General features: G+C 46.0%; 16 protein-coding genes. 5 read left to right on the top strand and 11 right to left on the bottom strand.

Going from position 1 to position 16580, the window contains the following annotated elements; genetic code table 11:
- Positions 1 to 14: 14 nt before the first annotated feature.
- The 3 genes from ELR70_RS12345 to ELR70_RS12335 all read left to right on the top strand — a co-directional run bounded on the left by ELR70_RS12345 (position 15) and on the right by ELR70_RS12335 (position 2153).
- The gene (locus tag ELR70_RS12345) at positions 15 to 386 is read left to right on the top strand and encodes a VOC family protein (RefSeq protein ID WP_054014229.1); all 372 of its coding nucleotides are present in this window, start codon (positions 15 to 17) and stop codon (positions 384 to 386) included.
- A gap of 61 nt (positions 387 to 447) precedes the next feature.
- Complete coding sequence (locus tag ELR70_RS12340) at positions 448 to 1431, top strand: S66 peptidase family protein (protein ID WP_054013919.1); 984 nt, start codon at positions 448 to 450, stop codon at positions 1429 to 1431.
- Positions 1431 to 2153 carry a hypothetical protein gene (locus ELR70_RS12335; RefSeq protein WP_054013920.1) on the top strand — a complete coding sequence of 241 codons (723 nt, stop codon included), beginning with the start codon at positions 1431 to 1433 and terminating at the stop codon, positions 2151 to 2153. Before ELR70_RS12340 ends, ELR70_RS12335 begins: the two co-directional genes overlap by 1 nt.
- Here ELR70_RS12335 and ELR70_RS12330 read toward each other — a convergent pair.
- Positions 2098 to 3225: an AraC family transcriptional regulator gene (locus ELR70_RS12330; protein WP_054013921.1), complete on the bottom strand. Its 1128-nt coding sequence runs from the start codon at positions 3223 to 3225 to the stop codon at positions 2098 to 2100. The two genes, ELR70_RS12335 and ELR70_RS12330, sit on opposite strands and share 56 nt — an antisense overlap.
- Before the next feature lie 211 nt (positions 3226 to 3436).
- Between ELR70_RS12330 and ELR70_RS12325 the strand changes: the two genes are divergently transcribed.
- On the top strand, positions 3437 to 3886 hold the full coding sequence (locus ELR70_RS12325; protein WP_054013922.1) for a hypothetical protein: 450 nt from the start codon (positions 3437 to 3439) through the stop codon (positions 3884 to 3886).
- A gap of 84 nt (positions 3887 to 3970) precedes the next feature.
- Here ELR70_RS12325 and ELR70_RS12320 read toward each other — a convergent pair whose 3' ends face one another.
- The gene (locus tag ELR70_RS12320) at positions 3971 to 5248 is read right to left on the bottom strand and encodes an amidohydrolase family protein (RefSeq protein ID WP_054013923.1); all 1278 of its coding nucleotides are present in this window, start codon (positions 5246 to 5248) and stop codon (positions 3971 to 3973) included.
- Positions 5249 to 5353: 105 nt separating this feature from the next.
- Positions 5354 to 7132: an MFS transporter gene (locus ELR70_RS12315; RefSeq protein ID WP_054013924.1), complete on the bottom strand. Its 1779-nt coding sequence runs from the start codon at positions 7130 to 7132 to the stop codon at positions 5354 to 5356.
- A 66-nt stretch (positions 7133 to 7198) separates the two neighbouring features.
- On the opposite strand from ELR70_RS12315, the gene ELR70_RS12310 reads away from it, so the two are divergent.
- Entirely contained in the window at positions 7199 to 9601 is a 2403-nt protein-coding gene (locus ELR70_RS12310) for a hypothetical protein (RefSeq protein ID WP_054013925.1), read from the top strand.
- Between the two features lie 115 nt (positions 9602 to 9716).
- Here the strand turns inward: ELR70_RS12310 and ELR70_RS12305 are convergent, their stop codons facing one another.
- The 8 genes from ELR70_RS12305 to ELR70_RS12270 form a co-directional block, all read right to left on the bottom strand.
- Positions 9717 to 10241 (bottom strand): type II secretion system protein GspG, encoded by a 525-nt coding sequence (locus ELR70_RS12305; RefSeq protein ID WP_054013926.1) that lies wholly within the window; start codon positions 10239 to 10241, stop codon positions 9717 to 9719.
- Positions 10242 to 10305: 64 nt separating this feature from the next.
- Positions 10306 to 10635: a hypothetical protein gene (locus ELR70_RS12300; RefSeq protein WP_054013927.1), complete on the bottom strand. Its 330-nt coding sequence runs from the start codon at positions 10633 to 10635 to the stop codon at positions 10306 to 10308.
- Between the two features lie 475 nt (positions 10636 to 11110).
- Complete coding sequence (locus ELR70_RS12295; RefSeq protein WP_054013928.1) at positions 11111 to 11686, bottom strand: hypothetical protein; 576 nt, start codon at positions 11684 to 11686, stop codon at positions 11111 to 11113.
- 9 nt (positions 11687 to 11695) lie between these two features.
- Positions 11696 to 13762, bottom strand: a complete 2067-nt coding sequence (locus ELR70_RS12290; protein ID WP_054013929.1) for an LruC domain-containing protein — start codon at positions 13760 to 13762, stop codon at positions 11696 to 11698.
- Positions 13763 to 13982: 220 nt separating this feature from the next.
- Positions 13983 to 14177 carry a hypothetical protein gene (locus tag ELR70_RS12285; RefSeq protein WP_054013930.1) on the bottom strand — a complete coding sequence of 65 codons (195 nt, stop codon included), beginning with the start codon at positions 14175 to 14177 and terminating at the stop codon, positions 13983 to 13985.
- Positions 14178 to 14277: 100 nt separating this feature from the next.
- Entirely contained in the window at positions 14278 to 14763 is a 486-nt protein-coding gene (locus tag ELR70_RS12280; protein ID WP_054013931.1) for a DUF523 domain-containing protein, read from the bottom strand.
- Between the two features lie 93 nt (positions 14764 to 14856).
- A complete protein-coding gene (locus ELR70_RS12275) occupies positions 14857 to 15177 on the bottom strand; it encodes a hypothetical protein (protein ID WP_054013932.1) in 321 nt (106 codons plus the stop codon).
- A 1038-nt stretch (positions 15178 to 16215) separates the two neighbouring features.
- Positions 16216 to 16575 carry a hypothetical protein gene (locus ELR70_RS12270; protein ID WP_128064588.1) on the bottom strand — a complete coding sequence of 120 codons (360 nt, stop codon included), beginning with the start codon at positions 16573 to 16575 and terminating at the stop codon, positions 16216 to 16218.
- Positions 16576 to 16580 lie beyond the last annotated feature (5 nt).

Here is a 16580-nt window from a genome sequence, read left to right as displayed (position 1 = left end):
AAATGGAAAAAGAAATGCCTCAAAACAACCCTGTTGGATATTTTGAAATTCCAGTCACAGATCTGGATCGCGCGATGGCGTTTTACCACGCCGTATTTGGTTTTCAGTTCGAACATGCCGTCATCGATGGGCATGATATGGCACTATTCCCATCGAATGATCAGGCAACCGGCATAACCGGTGCGTTGGTTACAGGAGACAGTTATGTGCCATCTAAAGCAGGCGCACGGCTATATTTTCATACTGATGACATCGATGCTACGCTGGCCAAGGTGCTTTCACTGGGAGGTAAAACCCTCTACCCCAAAACATCAATTTGCGGATTTGGCTGGGTTGCAGAGTTTGAAGATTCTGAAGGGAACTGTATCGCCTTGCATGCCGAGTAACCTGCTCAATACGGAATTCAGCAACCAGTGGCACATTCTGTAAGCAGATATAAGGAAACATATGCACAAACATAAAAAACAGGCTCGCATTGTATCGCCTAGCAGATCGGCAGAGATCTTGTCCCAAGAAACAACAGCCATTGCCATTGAAACGCTTGCTGGGCTGGGTATCCAGTGCGACTTTTCCGCGCATTACATACACCGAGAGGTTACAACAGCCCAGTTGATACTCGATAAGGCAAAAGATTTGAATGACGCCTTTGCAGACCCAGAAGTTACACTCATTTTAAGTACTATTGGCGGTCACAACGCAAACAGGACACTCGACCATCTACACTGGGACATGATCCAGGCCAACCCAAAGCCTCTGTGCGGATACTCCGACATAACCGTACTACTCAACGCTATCTACGCCATTACAGGCCAGATCACCTATCTGGGCCCGCACTTTTCCTCTTTTGGCATGCAACAAGGTCTGGAATTTACCCTCAGACATTTTGAACACGCCTTACTGAGCGGTACAAACTATGAGCTTGGCGTCAGCGAATTTTGGTCAGATGATCTTTGGTTTATCGATCAAGCAAACCGTTCTTTTATACCTAACACTGGCCCCGTTATTGTGAACAAGGGGACTTGTGAAGGCATCATTTTAGGTGGCAACCTTTGCTCATTCAATTTATTGCAAGGCACCCGATACATGCCAGATTTAACTGGGGCGGTTTTGTTTATCGAAGAAGATAACCTGCTGGGCGACTTGACCCTGGCGGAATTTGAACGCAATTTGCAATCTTTGTTGTCTCATCAGGGCGCTGAGCATATCGCTGGACTTGTGGTCGGCCGCTTTCAGGCCAACAGCAGAGTCGACCTGAACGACTTGATAGAACTCTTGAGTAGCTTTGAGCAACTGACGCATTGCCCGGTTGTGTGCAATCTCGACTTTGGTCATACAACGCCTATCTTCACCATTCCCATTGGCGGACAATGCAAGATCAATGCATTGGATGGTAAAGTAACCGTTAACATCCTTACACAGCAAAACAACTAATGGGTTCCATAATCGATTATAAGTTTACGTCACAGGCGCAGGCCTCTGACTTACCCTTTGCATTCTATATAACCTGGCTTTGGGCCATTGGGTTGATAATTTTGCTGGGGTTTATCCCCAGCTATATTCTGCAGTTTTCATCACTGACTAGGATGCATCACTGGCACGGCGCTTTGTCCTTTGCCTGGGTGGCCGGTATGATCAGCCAGGCAACGCTGATTTACCAAAAACGCTTGATACCGCACCGAACACTTGGATACTGCCTGACTTTTGTCTTACTGGCTTTTATTATCTCAACGGTGGTTTTATACATCACCGTATACCAGGAACGTATCACCACCAGCGTTATATTCAGGTTGGTGTTGAGCCTTGATATCGCTCTTTTCCCGCTCTTCATATTCTTTATGTATCGGGCCATTTTCAGCCCTGGCTCTTCGCTCAAACATGCACACTGGGTGCTGCTTGCGTCTGTGATGCTGCTGCCTCCGGGACTTGGTCGCCTGATCCATGGTCTGTTTTTCTTCCCGTTTGATTTACCGCCCAGATATTTCTATGAGCCGACTGTGATTATCACAGGGTTAATCCTATACAGAATCGGTCAGGCGCAAAGCTGGCAATTCAAAAGCACCAGAGTTTGCTTAGTGGCATTTATTTCAGCTGTTCTAATCAGTTATGCTGTTGCTTACGATATAACGAAGGAGTCAATCCCGTGGCTTTCTTAAACGCGGTGTTAAAGGTCGACTTAGAGTTAAAACCCACTTCAAACTGAATGCTCGACACCTGCATGTCTGTTTCTTTGAGTAATTTTTCAGCTTGTGATATTCGATAGCGATTTACAAACTGGAAGAAGTTGGTCTGCATTAATTGAGACAGAGTTTCTGAAATGTGATTTTCGCTTACGCCAATTGCACTGGAAAGTTTATTCAAAGACAAATCCTCTTCCATAAACAGTTGATCTTCTTCCATCGCTTTTTCCAGTTTAGCCGAAATGCGCTGCATTCTGTCCAGGCTCACTGTCGATGTACGAGGCTGCCGGGCTCTCGGCTCACCTTTGTCAGCCGGAGTCAAAATTGGTTGTTTGAGTGCCAGATAGGCGAAGGCAAGTAGTACGCAAGCCTCAAAAATGGGTAGTATCACCCCCTGCCCAAACCAGCGCCAACCTAAGAACACCGAAATGTAACCAGTGGCATAGCACAGCCAAACCAAGCCCCACAGCAATAAGATGATGGCAAACCAACTGATTGAACGCGACTCAATGTCAGAAAAACGTTCCATTAATTGCTGCCGGTGACGGGTATGAAGTTTTAAAGCGCTAATAAAATAAACCGCTGTGTACAAAACAAAGATCTGCGTTGAGGCAAAACAAGAGAATAAAGCCAGCTTGTAATGCTGAGGATCTCGGGTTGCCGGGTCCGCCAGTGCCAGTTTCTCAGCAGAGGTCAGGCCGGACACAAACGGAGCCATCACAGCCATCACCAAAATCGGGCCAGACAGAGCCCATGCATAAGTCCGTTTCGAAAATTCAGGATTAGGAGACATGGTCGCACAGGCGTAAAAATACAGTGCCGGGCCTAACAGTACACGGACAGGAAACTGCGCTCCCACCAGCCAGGGCACGTAACGATATGCACCGGAATACACCACCAGTTCACCGCACACATGAACTATCAGTAAGGCGAGTAACGCTATCAGATAAGTCGTTTGTCTCTGTCGGGGTTTATTAACCGCCTGTAACAACGCCAGTAACAGCATACCCAGCATACTAGAATAGATCAGCGTGCCTAACACACTCATTTCAGCTCTCTCAAAAACATACAAAAGACAAATGGTAGCATATTGGAAACAGCTAAGGGGTGCAACCAGCGAGCAAGAGTAGACGCCATGTTGTTCAAGGCGAATTAAAAACTATGAAAGTGTATATTTTACATAGTATTAGATTAGATATAGGATAATCAGTGAGTGGTGGAAAAGTGATGTTTTACCACCTTAAATCACAAAGGATTCTATGAAACTAACACTAAAACTTTCTATCGCCATTTACATTATTTCTCTGTGCCTGCCTGCAATTTCTCCTTTGGAATATTCAGCAGAACATCTCACCGATGGCTATGAAACACTCATACTGGGACCTGTACAGGTTTTATTTGGATTGGTTATGTTGCCTCAAATGCCCGGGCTCGGACTACTGCTGATGTTACCCTGGCTGGCAAATATCAGTTGGCTGATAAGCCTGGTCACTTATAAGGAAAAACTGGGTCGCATTGCGGGGCTCTGTACTGCCGTGATCGTGGTGGTGTTTTTCGCTCACCCCGTTGCCATTATTGGCTCTTCTGTAAGTGTGGTCTTGTTGCAGTTGCATATTGGCGCTTACCTGTGGATGCTGGCACTCATGCTACCATTGCTCACCTTGTATCCACTCAAAACAAAAAAACAGCCTCACACCTCAGCGTCTTAATTTGTTAATTCGCCCATTTGGAGTAAGGCCAAGCGGCCTGCGGGTAAAACTGCCACAGGCCACTTCAATTAAGCGTAATTAGAATTACTGACGTTTATCCACTTCCACCTTACCGTCTTTAATTACCAGGGTCACGGTTTCCATCACCTGGATGTCTTGTAACGGATTACCCGGCACAGCAATGATATCAGCCAGCTTACCCGCCTCCAAAGAGCCGAGCTTGTCCTGCATCTTTAACAAGGTCGCAGAATTGATAGTCGCGGCCTGAAGCGCCTGAAGCTCATTCATACCAAATTTAACCATACGGCTGAACTGCTTGCCGTTTTGACCATGAGGATAAACCCCGCCGTCCGAGCCAAACACCATGTTCACACCTGCCTTAACGGCTTTTGTAAAACTGGCCCGTTGAGTGCCGCCAACTTTACGTTCTTTATCCAGACTTTCGGGTAAAATACCGGCTTTTTCTCCCTCACTCAGAATATATTCGGTATTGTAAATATCCATTGAGAAGTATGTACCGTGCTGCTTAGCAAGCTTGATAGCTTCATCATCCAAAAAACTAACATGTTCAACTGAATCCACCCCAGCACGGATAGCTGACTTAATGCCATCTGTTCCATGCGCATGAGCAGCCACGGTTAGGCCACGTAAATGCACTTCTGCTACCAGCGCCTGCATTTCCTCAAACGAATACTGCTGTGCACCCACTTTAGTACCTTTGGATAACACACCACCGGTTGCACAGAACTTAATAACGTCGACACCATATTTGATGTTTTCACGTACCTTTTGTCTGACTGCCCAGGGGCCATCGGCCACCCCTTCTGCTACCACCTTGTGTTCGTGAGTAAACAGGTTATTGTCGCAGTGACCGCCCGTAATGCCAAGTGCCGGACCCGATGCGAAGATACGAGGCCCAGGTACATCGCCATCATAGATAGCATCACGCAGCGCCAGATCAGCATAGCCGCCAGCGCCCAGGTTACGCACAGACGTAAACCCAGCTGCAAGCGTACGCTTGGCGTTACGCACTCCTGTGATTGCCGAGCGCGGTGCAGTACGCTGCAAGCGCTTGTAACCATGTACCTGTGCATCACCGGTCAGGTGCACATGCATATCAAACAACCCTGGCAACAGAGTATGGCCTTTAAGGTCTATTACAGTGGCATCTTCTGGGTAGGCTTTACGGTTGCTTCGCGATACCGACACGATGGTGTTGTCTTCGACCACCACAGTGGCGGGCCGGATGAGTTTTCCTGTGTTAACATCCAGCGCGGCATCGGCATTAAGTACCAATGTATCAGCAAAGGCATTGCCACAGGCCATAAGCACTGCGGCACTGATCAGAGTTGTTTTCAACATATTAGCTTCTTTTTTGTAGTAATTAGTCGACTCAGTCTAGCCATGGCAAGACGACAAAGGCAACTTAAGTGCGACCAACTTCGCCGAACATCGGAACAAACAGCGCTATAGTGCGGTTTGTTCCTCTACAGAAACCCGCTGAAAAGGCGTTTGAATCAGGAAGCGGTTGAAAAGGTATAAAGCAACAGCCGTCACCAGTGCCAATGCACCAAATAACCCCCACATCAAATCTGGTCGGCCATCTTGCTGGACCAAGGTGGCATAACTCCATCCTGATAAGAACCCGGCAAACAAAAATCCCAGAGCCATAGACACAAAATAGTAGCCCATATACAACGCGGCCTGAGAAGGCGGTGCGATGCTAGCTACGTACTCCTGGCTTTTAGGTGAGGTCAGCATTTCCCCCAGCGCGATTAGTAAAATAACTGTCACCATCAATGCTCCATTCGTTGATGTAAGCTCTACAGTCATGAGTGAAAAGGCCCCAAACATGACAACCAGTCCGGCCGTTAGCACATAGAACGGCTTTATCCGCTGGCACATATAGCTAACCAGGATCTGGAGCAAGACAATGGCAGCAAAATCCAGATTGATTAAATACTCGGGATTTATTTGCCTATATTCCAAAAGAGAATGCGTTATCTGTTGCAACTGTACACTCGAGAGTGTCTCAGACGCTGTCAAATCAGCCATCAGGGTGGTCAACTCTGATGCTGGTACATTTACTTTAAGGTGAACCCACTCCTGGCGCAGGGCTTCAGCGGCAGGTACAGTGCCCGTTTGCAATTGTGTATGCAATACCTGAACTGCACTTTGTAGCTGTGCACTATCTACATATGCAAAGAAAGCGACGGCATCCTCACCAAAATAGGCAATAAAATTCAGCAAGTCTCGGGTATCTACATAGTCACGGATAAACAAAGGTAAGGTATAGAACAACTGGTTGTAAACTGTCCAAAATCCAGAGAGAATGGCCAGATACACTGCAAACCGCACATTACTAATCTTCATTGGCTGAGCCCACCAGCCTGCTTTCGCCTGCGTGACTCTTTGGGCGATTCTATCCCAAATCAAATTAATAACCAGCCAGAGCCCGATCAGTGAAAACGCCTCAACATAGCTGAGTAATTCAATTCCTGAACACATCAGTAGCACCACAGCAACCAACAACGTCAGCGCAAAACGGCCATTACCTAGTACTGATTGAGCTTGCCGAAACACATCATGAAGCGACGCGCTCTGTCGCTTAAGGCTTGGCGGATCACGGTAAAACCACAAAACTGGAATAAAATTCAACAAGATCCAACATGCCGACATCATAAATACGGCATCCCAGCTTATCGCTCTGAACGCCCCAGCAAGCAAAGGCCCTAGAAAACCGCCAATATTGACCATGGTATAGAAAATACCGAATCCCAGACCGCGATTACTGTCATTGGTGCTGTGAGAAATAGTGCCGACTACCACAGGCTTGAAGCAAGCAGCCCCCAGGGCGACCAGGCTTAGTGCGGCAAAAAACGGCCAAAAACTTTGCGCCTGACCCAGTAAAAAATATCCCGGAGCCATAATGGAGAATGACAGCAAAAACATTTTTCGATAGCCAAGCTGATCGCCCAATGCGCCAGTCAGTACAGGTAAAAGATAGAGAAAAAATGGGATTATCCCCTGCACAGCACCGCGTTCAAGATCGGTAAAACCAACCCCGCCCTGAGCGCTGGGCGTGGTCATATACACAGAAGACACTGCAAAAAAACCATACCAGGCTAACCGCTCAAATATTTCCATGAGGTTAGCGACATAAAAAGTACGGCTAAATCCCGAACTGGAATCATCTGCTGTCTGTGTCCCTGCATCTGACTGACCTGCTGGTGTATTTATCGACATTGACTTGGATCCTATTGATTATTATTGTATACAATATACATAAAGCACAAATAAGAGAAAGTCAAAATGTTACGATTGAGTTTAATTGCGTTGGCACTCCTAAGCGGCTGCCAGTCGGTAGAAAGTCCGCTTCAGAACCAGGAAACCCGAGTTGCTAGCCAGATAGAACAGACAATACCGAGTCCAACTCAGATGCGTGTGGATATTGAAGTCGCGGGCAGGACCAGCACACTGAATCACATCGATATTGCTTATGTTGGTAAACAAATACCACGCACTTACAGCGACGGAAAAATAGCCAACAGTCGTGGCTATAACTGGTGGGTCAGTAAACATTTTGCGCTCAAAAGCGATCTGAGTGAGGAGAAAGTCCGCCTTTATCTCGAGTTACTGGAAATGTCCTACCCTCACTATGTCGAGCTGTTTGGCATGGCGCCTGCGAACATTGATAATCAGCGTATTGCTGTCGTATACGGCAGCTCCCGTGAGCGCGTACGTGAAGCCATGCTGGACGACGGTTTTTTACGTGGCGTACACAAAACTGCGGGAGGTGAAACCATGTATTACAACCGTGCCGGATACAGCTTTCCCAGCCACCGGCATCACCATCAGCGCTATATTGTGATCCACGAAACTATGCACGCTTTTCATATGGCGCTCAATGGTCACTCTACCTGGGCGCCAAACTGGATCACCGAAGGAATGGCCGACGCTATCGCCAGCCATACCTATGACAGTGACAAAAAACAGCTCAGAGTCATGGTATTTGACCGCGCCCCCATGAACTACCAGACCATGGGACTGGCGCAGTATCATAAAAATGGACAACCCAGCTTTGAACAGATCAATGATGATCCCCAACTGCGCCGTGGCCTTAACTTTTTTATTGTGCATTTTCTGTTAAGTGACCCAATGCGCTACCAGTATTTCAAACGCTACCTGCGCAACCTGATGGCTCTCAATCCCGACTCTGACGCAACCTTACCAACGGCCAATGCCTTATTGAAAACCACCTTTGCAGACTGGCCACAGCTGGAACGCGACTTTGCCGAATTTGTTCAATCAGCAAAACCGAGCTTTTACATTGTACAGGGTCCCTGGGAACAAAATGGCTCTGGTTATTGGCTACGCAGCAACGATGAAAAAGCGTTGCAACGCTTAGATATTACACCGATGCACAATACCAGCCACCCCGTACTGGATTTTCCCGCACCTCAGCCACACCCTGCAATTAACCCTGTCAGCAAAGATTCATTCGCGGCCTTATTGACACTACAACCAGAGCAAAAGACCCGTGGTGAAATTGGCATTGCTCTGCTCACCAAACTGAGCCAGGACAGCCTTGCCAAACGCACCGGATTGACTGAAAAAGCTGACTTTGCTCAGGATCAAATGCTACAAGTGCTACTTACCGATGGCACGCGATTGTCAGTCATTGACACAACCAACGGCACCACACAGGAGGTTGCACTGACGCCAGCAGTTTTGAGAAGCTTAGAGCAAACCTCACAACTGGGTCTTAATCTGCGAGCGACCGGTTCAGGGCTGGAAGTTGAGATAAAATCAGCTAACAGCACGCAAACTGTTGCCTTTACAGTCCCTGACAAGGTTTTGAGTGCAATCGACTTCCAGCAAGTCGCCCTGCTGGGCCGCAATATGAATCACATGGTTACCCCTTATCTGTATAGCCATACCTATGAGGTACCAGAGCTGAACACAGCCACAGCAAACCCCTGGTATTTTGCAGATGCAGATCTGGTACACAGAGCCTTTAATACCTGTGTCGCGTATTCGTCGCAGCTCCCGGATTGTATGGCAACACTGGATACTCAGCTGGCAAAACAATCCGATCTGAGTCTGCACTCAGCACTGAGCACGAATTTACAAAGTATACTAGAAAGTTGGCAACAACAGCTCTCTGATGATGCATTGTATTCGCTCAGCGGCATCGAACTGGTGTTACGCTTTGACGGTGATAACCCTTTTATTTCAGCACATAACCCCAGTCAGCAAACTGCCAAAATAACGCTTGAAGATGGCAAGTCCTACTCTTTAGCGCCGGGTAGGCACAAACTACCGTTGTCGGTAACTCAGAACCACGCAGACTATACCCTGAATTGGCAAGGCTTAACACAAACGGGCCAGATTACATTGGAAAATCAGCACTTTGATGGCGTGTATTTAAATGCCCAGTTCAGCAAAGGCAACTCAGATCTACAGATCAGTCTGACCGGGCCATATTCCGGAAACACCCATGGTAAACTGTCGGTACAGTTCCTTCCCTACCAAAGCCCGGCAGCTCAGAGCGCACTTTGGCAGCAGGACATCACCATTTCTCCCTATGAGAAAAAGCGCTGGCAACCGCGCTTGCGCCAACCTGAAAAACTCAAAAACGGGGTACTGAAGATAGTTGCCGTATTGAACGTAGATGGGGAGCCCATTAAACTGGTGGAAAGCTTTAAACTGTAAATAGACCTGGGGGGCTGATCAATTTTATTTGCCCCCTTGTTTGCAAAGATAAATGACTTAGGCGCGATACCAGTACAGGTGGCAATACTCGTCAGTACTGATTACATTGTCCAGATTACAATAAGCGCTGTTGTCTATAGTGACGGTTAGCGTCTGAGTAAATTTTGGTGCAAACAGGTGCAACTTCTTTAGGTAGCTTAGTTAAAACGACCTCAATATGGTTGGTTAACTCCGAGTTATCTGCATGCTGATTTACGAGGTAGCACACATCCTGACCTCCTTCTGCACCACCAGGTAAGGAGTCAGAACCAAGGTCCCAAAGTAAAGTAACGTGCTCTTCAAAGTTAAAGTAATAATAGTCGTTCCCCCACCTATTCTGGGGCAGTGTAGATATAAATTTCCCCTGATGTTCATGGATGTGTGCAGAGGTTAGATGCGCAAGCCCTTCCTTATTATTTGGGTATTGACCTGTTTTTAACTTATACATGCTTAATGCATCACCCAATTGTCGAAAATGCAGCTGGCTGAGGTCACGTTTACAAACCGTTTTATCGATAAGCTCGGGCATTACAAGCCCGGCTAAGAATAGTGAGGCCAGTACTGTAACGCCACAGAGTTTTGCACTCCCCTTTAATTCCATGATGCACTTACCTAATTTACACAGAATTTCGTACCATCATAGGTACCATGTCCAACCTCACTATTTACTTATTACTCGTGACGTGTTTGATTCTCGAAATGCCCTGAACACATCCATCTAAATGCAACGAAAGTGGCTGCGAAGCCATATGCGCAGCAAGGAGCAGAGAATATATTTCCTGAAAGAAAGGGTGATGATCATCCAAAATATAGTAGTCTGCACGGCCACATTTGCCTAAATCTGACATACCGGTTTGCTTGATCAGCACCCCAGTGTGACCTTCGTACCATAAAATAGTTTTAATCACGCCGGAGCTATCTCCGGAAGCGGCACTCGCCTGATTAAACAATGGCAAAAGTAAAAAGAAAACAATGATAAAAAACACCTGTTTCATCCGAGAAACTCCTTTATTTGATTAAATTTTCTATGCTGGAATAGCGTCAACGCGATGTACACCGTCTAAAAACAGTTTGAGAAAACCATGCGCCAGAATCACTTACCCGACCTGCTACTGCCAGGGCATCTTAGGACCTTGAATTGGTTGGGCTGGTATCAGGCATCGACACTCGCTCTGAGTCTCGAAATACGTATCGTAAACCACTAAGCCAACGGCATTAAAACACTATCGTGAATAGCTGCAGCGAGGTTAAAAAGCGTATACATATTACTGACTAACACTGCCTGAGCAAACATTACCTGAACAACAGAACGACCATCCGATAGTTGATTCTTCATGCCCCCATTCGATGGTGAGTAATGAGCTTTTTGATACATATGGCTGCTACCCGGGAGTTCACAACTAAAGAAAAAAGCATATCTCTGAGTAGGGATATGCTTTGCGTTGGACTATTGTGAGTCACCACAATATTTTAATTTAATTCCCATATTTGCTGTTGTTGGGCTCCATCGAACTCCCAGCTGTACACCAAAGGGTCCACATCAGTACTGTAGTACCAGATCTCTGCTTTCAGCTTTTGCTCGGAATGCGGTAATACTATTTGAACAAATAGTCCGTTATTGTCGATGGGCGCTCTCAAGAAACACGTATCGTCATTTGTCAATGTTGCCTCCTGAGGGCAAATGTTAATAAATGCTCGATTGTTCACAACACCCGGCGCAATTGACACAGCCACGGGTACGTCTGTACGAAAATCGAACGCCTCATCAACAACTACAGCCTCCATGCCTTCTAAACTGCCGTTGTCTTGCTCAGGTTGCATATCCTCGCTTTGCTGTGCAGAACCCTCTTGCGATTCGTTATCGCTACCCGCTTCAGTATCGTTATTACCTTGTGCCTGCGCAGCATTGACCGAACTGTTTTGCCCCTTGTCACTCGCTGTGCTCACAGTGGTACTATTTATCCGTGCTTGCCCTTGTGAGTCACCAGAACCACCACCGCATGCTGTTAATAATAATGAGATTAGAGTTACGATTAATTTTTTCATGATGCTCTCCTAGTTTTGCGCTGAGTTGCTGATGGTGTACTGGTTGCCAGGTACTGGGTTTTCAAACCAGGTTGCATTGTTAGCACCTGCCGACTCTGCAAACGCGGCAAAATCCGGGTAAGCTGCTGACATATCAACGCGCTCCATAGGATGGTCCCACTGAGAGTTAATGATGAGTGCCCAGGGCAGACCTGTAGACGTTTGGAAGTAGCCATTGATTGATGAAGTATCATCTCCCTGATCCAGATAGCTGCTATCAAACGCTTCGGTTGGCTCATGATTTTTAAGGTGAACTTCCCAGCCGCGTCCGTTATTTTGGTCTACAAAAGGTCCGTGGTAGTGGCCATTTACCGCAAAGATAAACGGGTCAACCTGACTGTTTGTCGCGATATTGGCGTTGTAGCTGGTTGCTAGCGGAATAGAGATTTCAAACGGGTAAGGCGCTCGTTGGATATCACTACAGCCGGTTTCTGTTCTGAAGAATTTACAGCCTGGCTGAACCGGTACCATCTCTCTGGTATCTGCAAACACAACGACTATGGCTTCGTTTCTGTTGGCTTCCAGCGGACTACTCATCTGCGGCGTACCATCAATAGTCAGTTCAATCTGGCCCTCATCAACATCCTTTCGAGCGATGTCTTTTAAACGAATCGCAAAGGCATTGTGATAGCCAGCCCCGACTGCTATCAGTGCCCCTTCAATGTGATATCGCACAACCTGGTTGCCAATTTGGCTGGTCGTCACACGATATCGAACCACCACGTCGTTAAAATCGTAATCGCCTTTTTGCGGCCACAGATCTTCAAACGCCGCTGTTTTCCAGGAAGTCGAATTTTGGATCAGACTACTGGCGACGATGGAGATATTTAAGTCCTCTACTTCACCGTTATCAACTCCACCCTGAGGTGCAATATCACTGTTGTCGGATACCCGGAACCTGGCCCAGGTACTACCTTCAACGGCATCAACAGGAACAGGGATAAGTACACGATTTTCACCGGCAACCCCCTGATACTCACTGATCACTCGCTCCGCCTGCTGAAACTGACCATCACCGTTCCAGTCGATCCAGGCATTTACATACCCTGATTTTGATAAGGAGAAGGAAATCAGTGTGTCGTACCCTGTTTCTAGGTTGGTCAAAAAGCTAATACCATCATCGTCATCTGTGGCTTTGGGTACGTATTCCGCACTGACACTTTGACCAAAGAATAGGTCACCCACATTATGACGGGCACCATTGGCATTGAGCGATGTACCATAGCTGTTGGGTGCATCACCATAGTCGATGGTTGGGTCTTCTGTATCATCAATAATGGGGGCTGTCGCGCAGCGCGCCCCGTCATTGGTATTTGAGACTGGGCCGTAAGCGAAAAGCTGGGTATTAGCTGGATTATTTATGTCTATTTTATAAACATGGCCGTCCTGATTACGGCTGATATAGAAATTATTTTCAACATCAAAATAGACTGCACCGAATGTGCCTGATTGTCCTACGTTGCCGAGGTTGGTACTGGTTCCGTTAGAAACATCAATGCGATGCAAATTTCCATTGCTATCCACACTGTAAGCCAAACTGGCATTTTCGTTGGGAGCGAACGCCATATCAAAAATATTCAGATTCAGTGCACTGCCATCAATGATACGCTCTGCTTGCAAATAGTCGTCGCTATTTGCGTCGAGAGATACACGATACAAACCTAAACTGCTACCCTTTTTGTAAACGTAAAATGCATTTTCGTGAATGGCAACGTCACCTACATAAAAGTTGGTATCAGGAAATCCCGACGTCATAATAGGTTCAAGCACATAGTCTTTTCCCAATCGACCAATGTCTTTATTGCTGTAATCCCAACCATAAATGTAACGGTCGTGAACACTGAACCCAATCCCATTGAGCTTATTATTGGTACCAACGTTTTCAGCGAAAGTAGTGTACGACCCCGAGACCAGATTAACGCCGTACATAGTTGCTGTGTTGCCCTGCACCAAAAAGGCTTTTGACGGGCATGTGTCGAATGGTGCGGCTGATAGTCCTGCGGAAAACGCACAGGCTCCGAGCAATAACTTTTTCATGTGACTCTCCAACGCTTAAATTGCTGTTAGATAGATTGCAAGCACAATACCAACTTTATGCACCTGATTTTAAAAGCCTTTTCTTTTTCTGATTAGTGTTGTTGCAATATGCGATGCGGTATGAAAATGGGAATGGAAAAACGGGGCGAAAAAGCATGCTCGGCTCGTGCTCAATCAACCGCGATGAATCACTGAGTTAATTGACTCTGTCGATCACGGATCAGGACTTATAGACATCTTTGGTCTTGAGCATGTCGTAAACTCTGTTCTCACGTGTTTCATCAAAGCCCACCTTTTGTATATACCCTTGTGGATTTGAGAGTGTGCCAAACAACAAATCCCAGTAAGCTAAGCCATAGTTTTGTTTGTGATGCAACTGATGAAAAACACGCCACAGCAAGTCAAACTTATGCATCGACCTGTGCCCCCTGTGAGCAACAAAGCTGGTTAATAAGAACCCGAGCATGCCTTGCAAGAACATATTGTGAGTAGTAATGCCAAAGACACAATGATGCTCATCGTTTGGCTAGCTCACGCTTGAGCTCTAATATTGTATGCTGACTAAACACCTTAATGCCCAGCTCTTCTAACAGTGCCGCAGTGACACCCGAACCATTAACTTTGGTCCCACTGAACGTACCATCATAAATATTGGTACTACCACAGGAAGGGCTGCTCTGCGTGAGCACTGCGTACTTTATTTGTTGCCGTTGACAAAGTGCCAGGGCGTTTTGGGCACCCGCGACAAACTGCGTAGTGACGTCGATACCGTCATCTCCGACGACTCGGGATGACCCTCTGAGTACATCAACACCTTTGCCTGCAATGATTTCAGCCGGCGGCCGAGGAGTGGGCAGGCCAGCGGATACTTCTGGGCAAAAGACCACCAACTCCACGTTTGCCTGCAACCAGTGCCAATCAGATTCAGGAAGAGACAAACAGCTGGCATTGTATCGAACTTTATTTCCAACCAAACACGAACTAATTAATACTTTTTCCACCCAGAACTCCTTTATAAAAAAGCAACAAACCGGACTCAACTAAGTGTCGGAGTCGCGTTAGTCTGGTGTGTTACATTCACTACTTAAGTTAGCTTATCGATCTTTATACCAGCCAGCCCAATCTGGTTGCTCAGGGTATTTTAATTTATAAGCGTTAATTTCTGCTTGCGAGGAGTGCTCAAAGTACACATCGATATAGTCCGTTAAGTACCCTTCTCCAATACCCATCCGCCAAAAAAGACTACCCGGCTCGTACTCAGGATATTTCTTCCAAGGCGGTATTGGTGGCGAATTCTTTAACTCATCGCCATATCTCTGCCTGAGCATTGCAGCCCACTCTTTTTTGTGATTAAGGTAAGCAGTCCAATCCTCTTGTGAACCCCCCTTTGGTGGGGAGCCATTATCTGTAGCCATACATAAACCTGAAAAATGAGAAAAAGCGGCAAATACAGAAACCTAGCTGTTAACGCTATAGTGTCTTGTTATATTCCTAATCGCTATGTTCTAAACTAGCAAAATTTGATATTTCAAAAAGTTTATCACCAAGCTCAACTAGCTTACCGAGATTCCTTCTTTCCCAAGCAGCGTTAGGTGTCCAAAGACAGGTTTCAGAATATGAGCTTCCACTTTTAGGTTTAAAGCACCATGTTGAACCGTCCATGCCACGCACACTATCGGTTACTAGTGTAGCTTGAACGGCTCTGTAAAGATCCTTGATATACAGGGAGGTCTTGACGTCTAACCTGGCCAATGATTCATGTGTAATCGTAGTTTTTAAAGGACCGCGAGTTGATACCGGCTCTATATATTGTGACACAACGTAGCTCGTTTCATCAAAGCAGAACTTGAAGTTATAGCTGCCATGAAAAGAGGTTACGACTTCCAGCTCAAACAGTTTACCACCGAACAGTTCATTTTCAGAACAATTCGGCACTGTGCCAGAAAACGTATTGAAGCTTAATACAATAAAAATAATAAAATTTTTCTCATATCTAAAATGGCATACATCGCTTGCTTCTGGGCGTCCTATGATATCTATATTTCAAGGCAGCGTGATAAGCGCACATGGTATTGTTCAATACCATTTAATATGCCAAACACTGACCAAATTACAATACTATGCGAGAAGCCACAGTCCTATAAGCCATGCTTAGTAAAGGCTGCCGTCAGATTTATGCCAGACGCCTTAATTCATTGGTACAGACAACTGAAGCTTTGCCTGATAGACATTAATTTCGTCTACCGACTTTCACTTATCTAACTGACAAAGGGATATCGGAGATTGCCGCTATAAATAACAAACGTGTTAGCCAACAATTTTGCGTCGATTTGTTCCAAGCTAAAGAAGCACTCGTATTGTCCCCATAATAACATATACTTGAGGGACTTTTTATATGGGGGCTGCACCAGTGCCGCAATCAAAGGAAGCGCTTACGTTGCCATGCTAGTTGTTTAGTTTGGCAACTTGATACGTTTAAACATGAATACTTTTGTACCACTTTGAAGCTTCAGCTCATCTTTAGTTTTTAGTAAAACCTTTAGCTTCTGCCGTTTGGTATTCTCTTGCAAAAAAGATTGCTGCTTAATCTTACGATCCGAGAAAAAGAAATAGTTGTTACCTATTTCAACTTTCCCAGTTTCGATTATTGGTTCTTTTGGGTCCAAACCGTAGCAGTCATTAAAAATGATAAAGTTATTACCACTTAACTCTAACACATCGGGACATTCAATTTTTTCATCGTATTGAATCCAAGTTTCAGCATTTGCCGAAAAGCTCAGTAGGAATATAGAGAGTGCTACTATTTTGCTCATACCAA

Source organism: Pseudoalteromonas sp. R3 (genome assembly GCF_004014715.1).
Lineage (GTDB): Bacteria > Pseudomonadota > Gammaproteobacteria > Enterobacterales > Alteromonadaceae > Pseudoalteromonas.
Note: the sequence above shows the minus strand (reverse complement) of the source record. Positions and strands in the feature narration are given on the sequence as shown.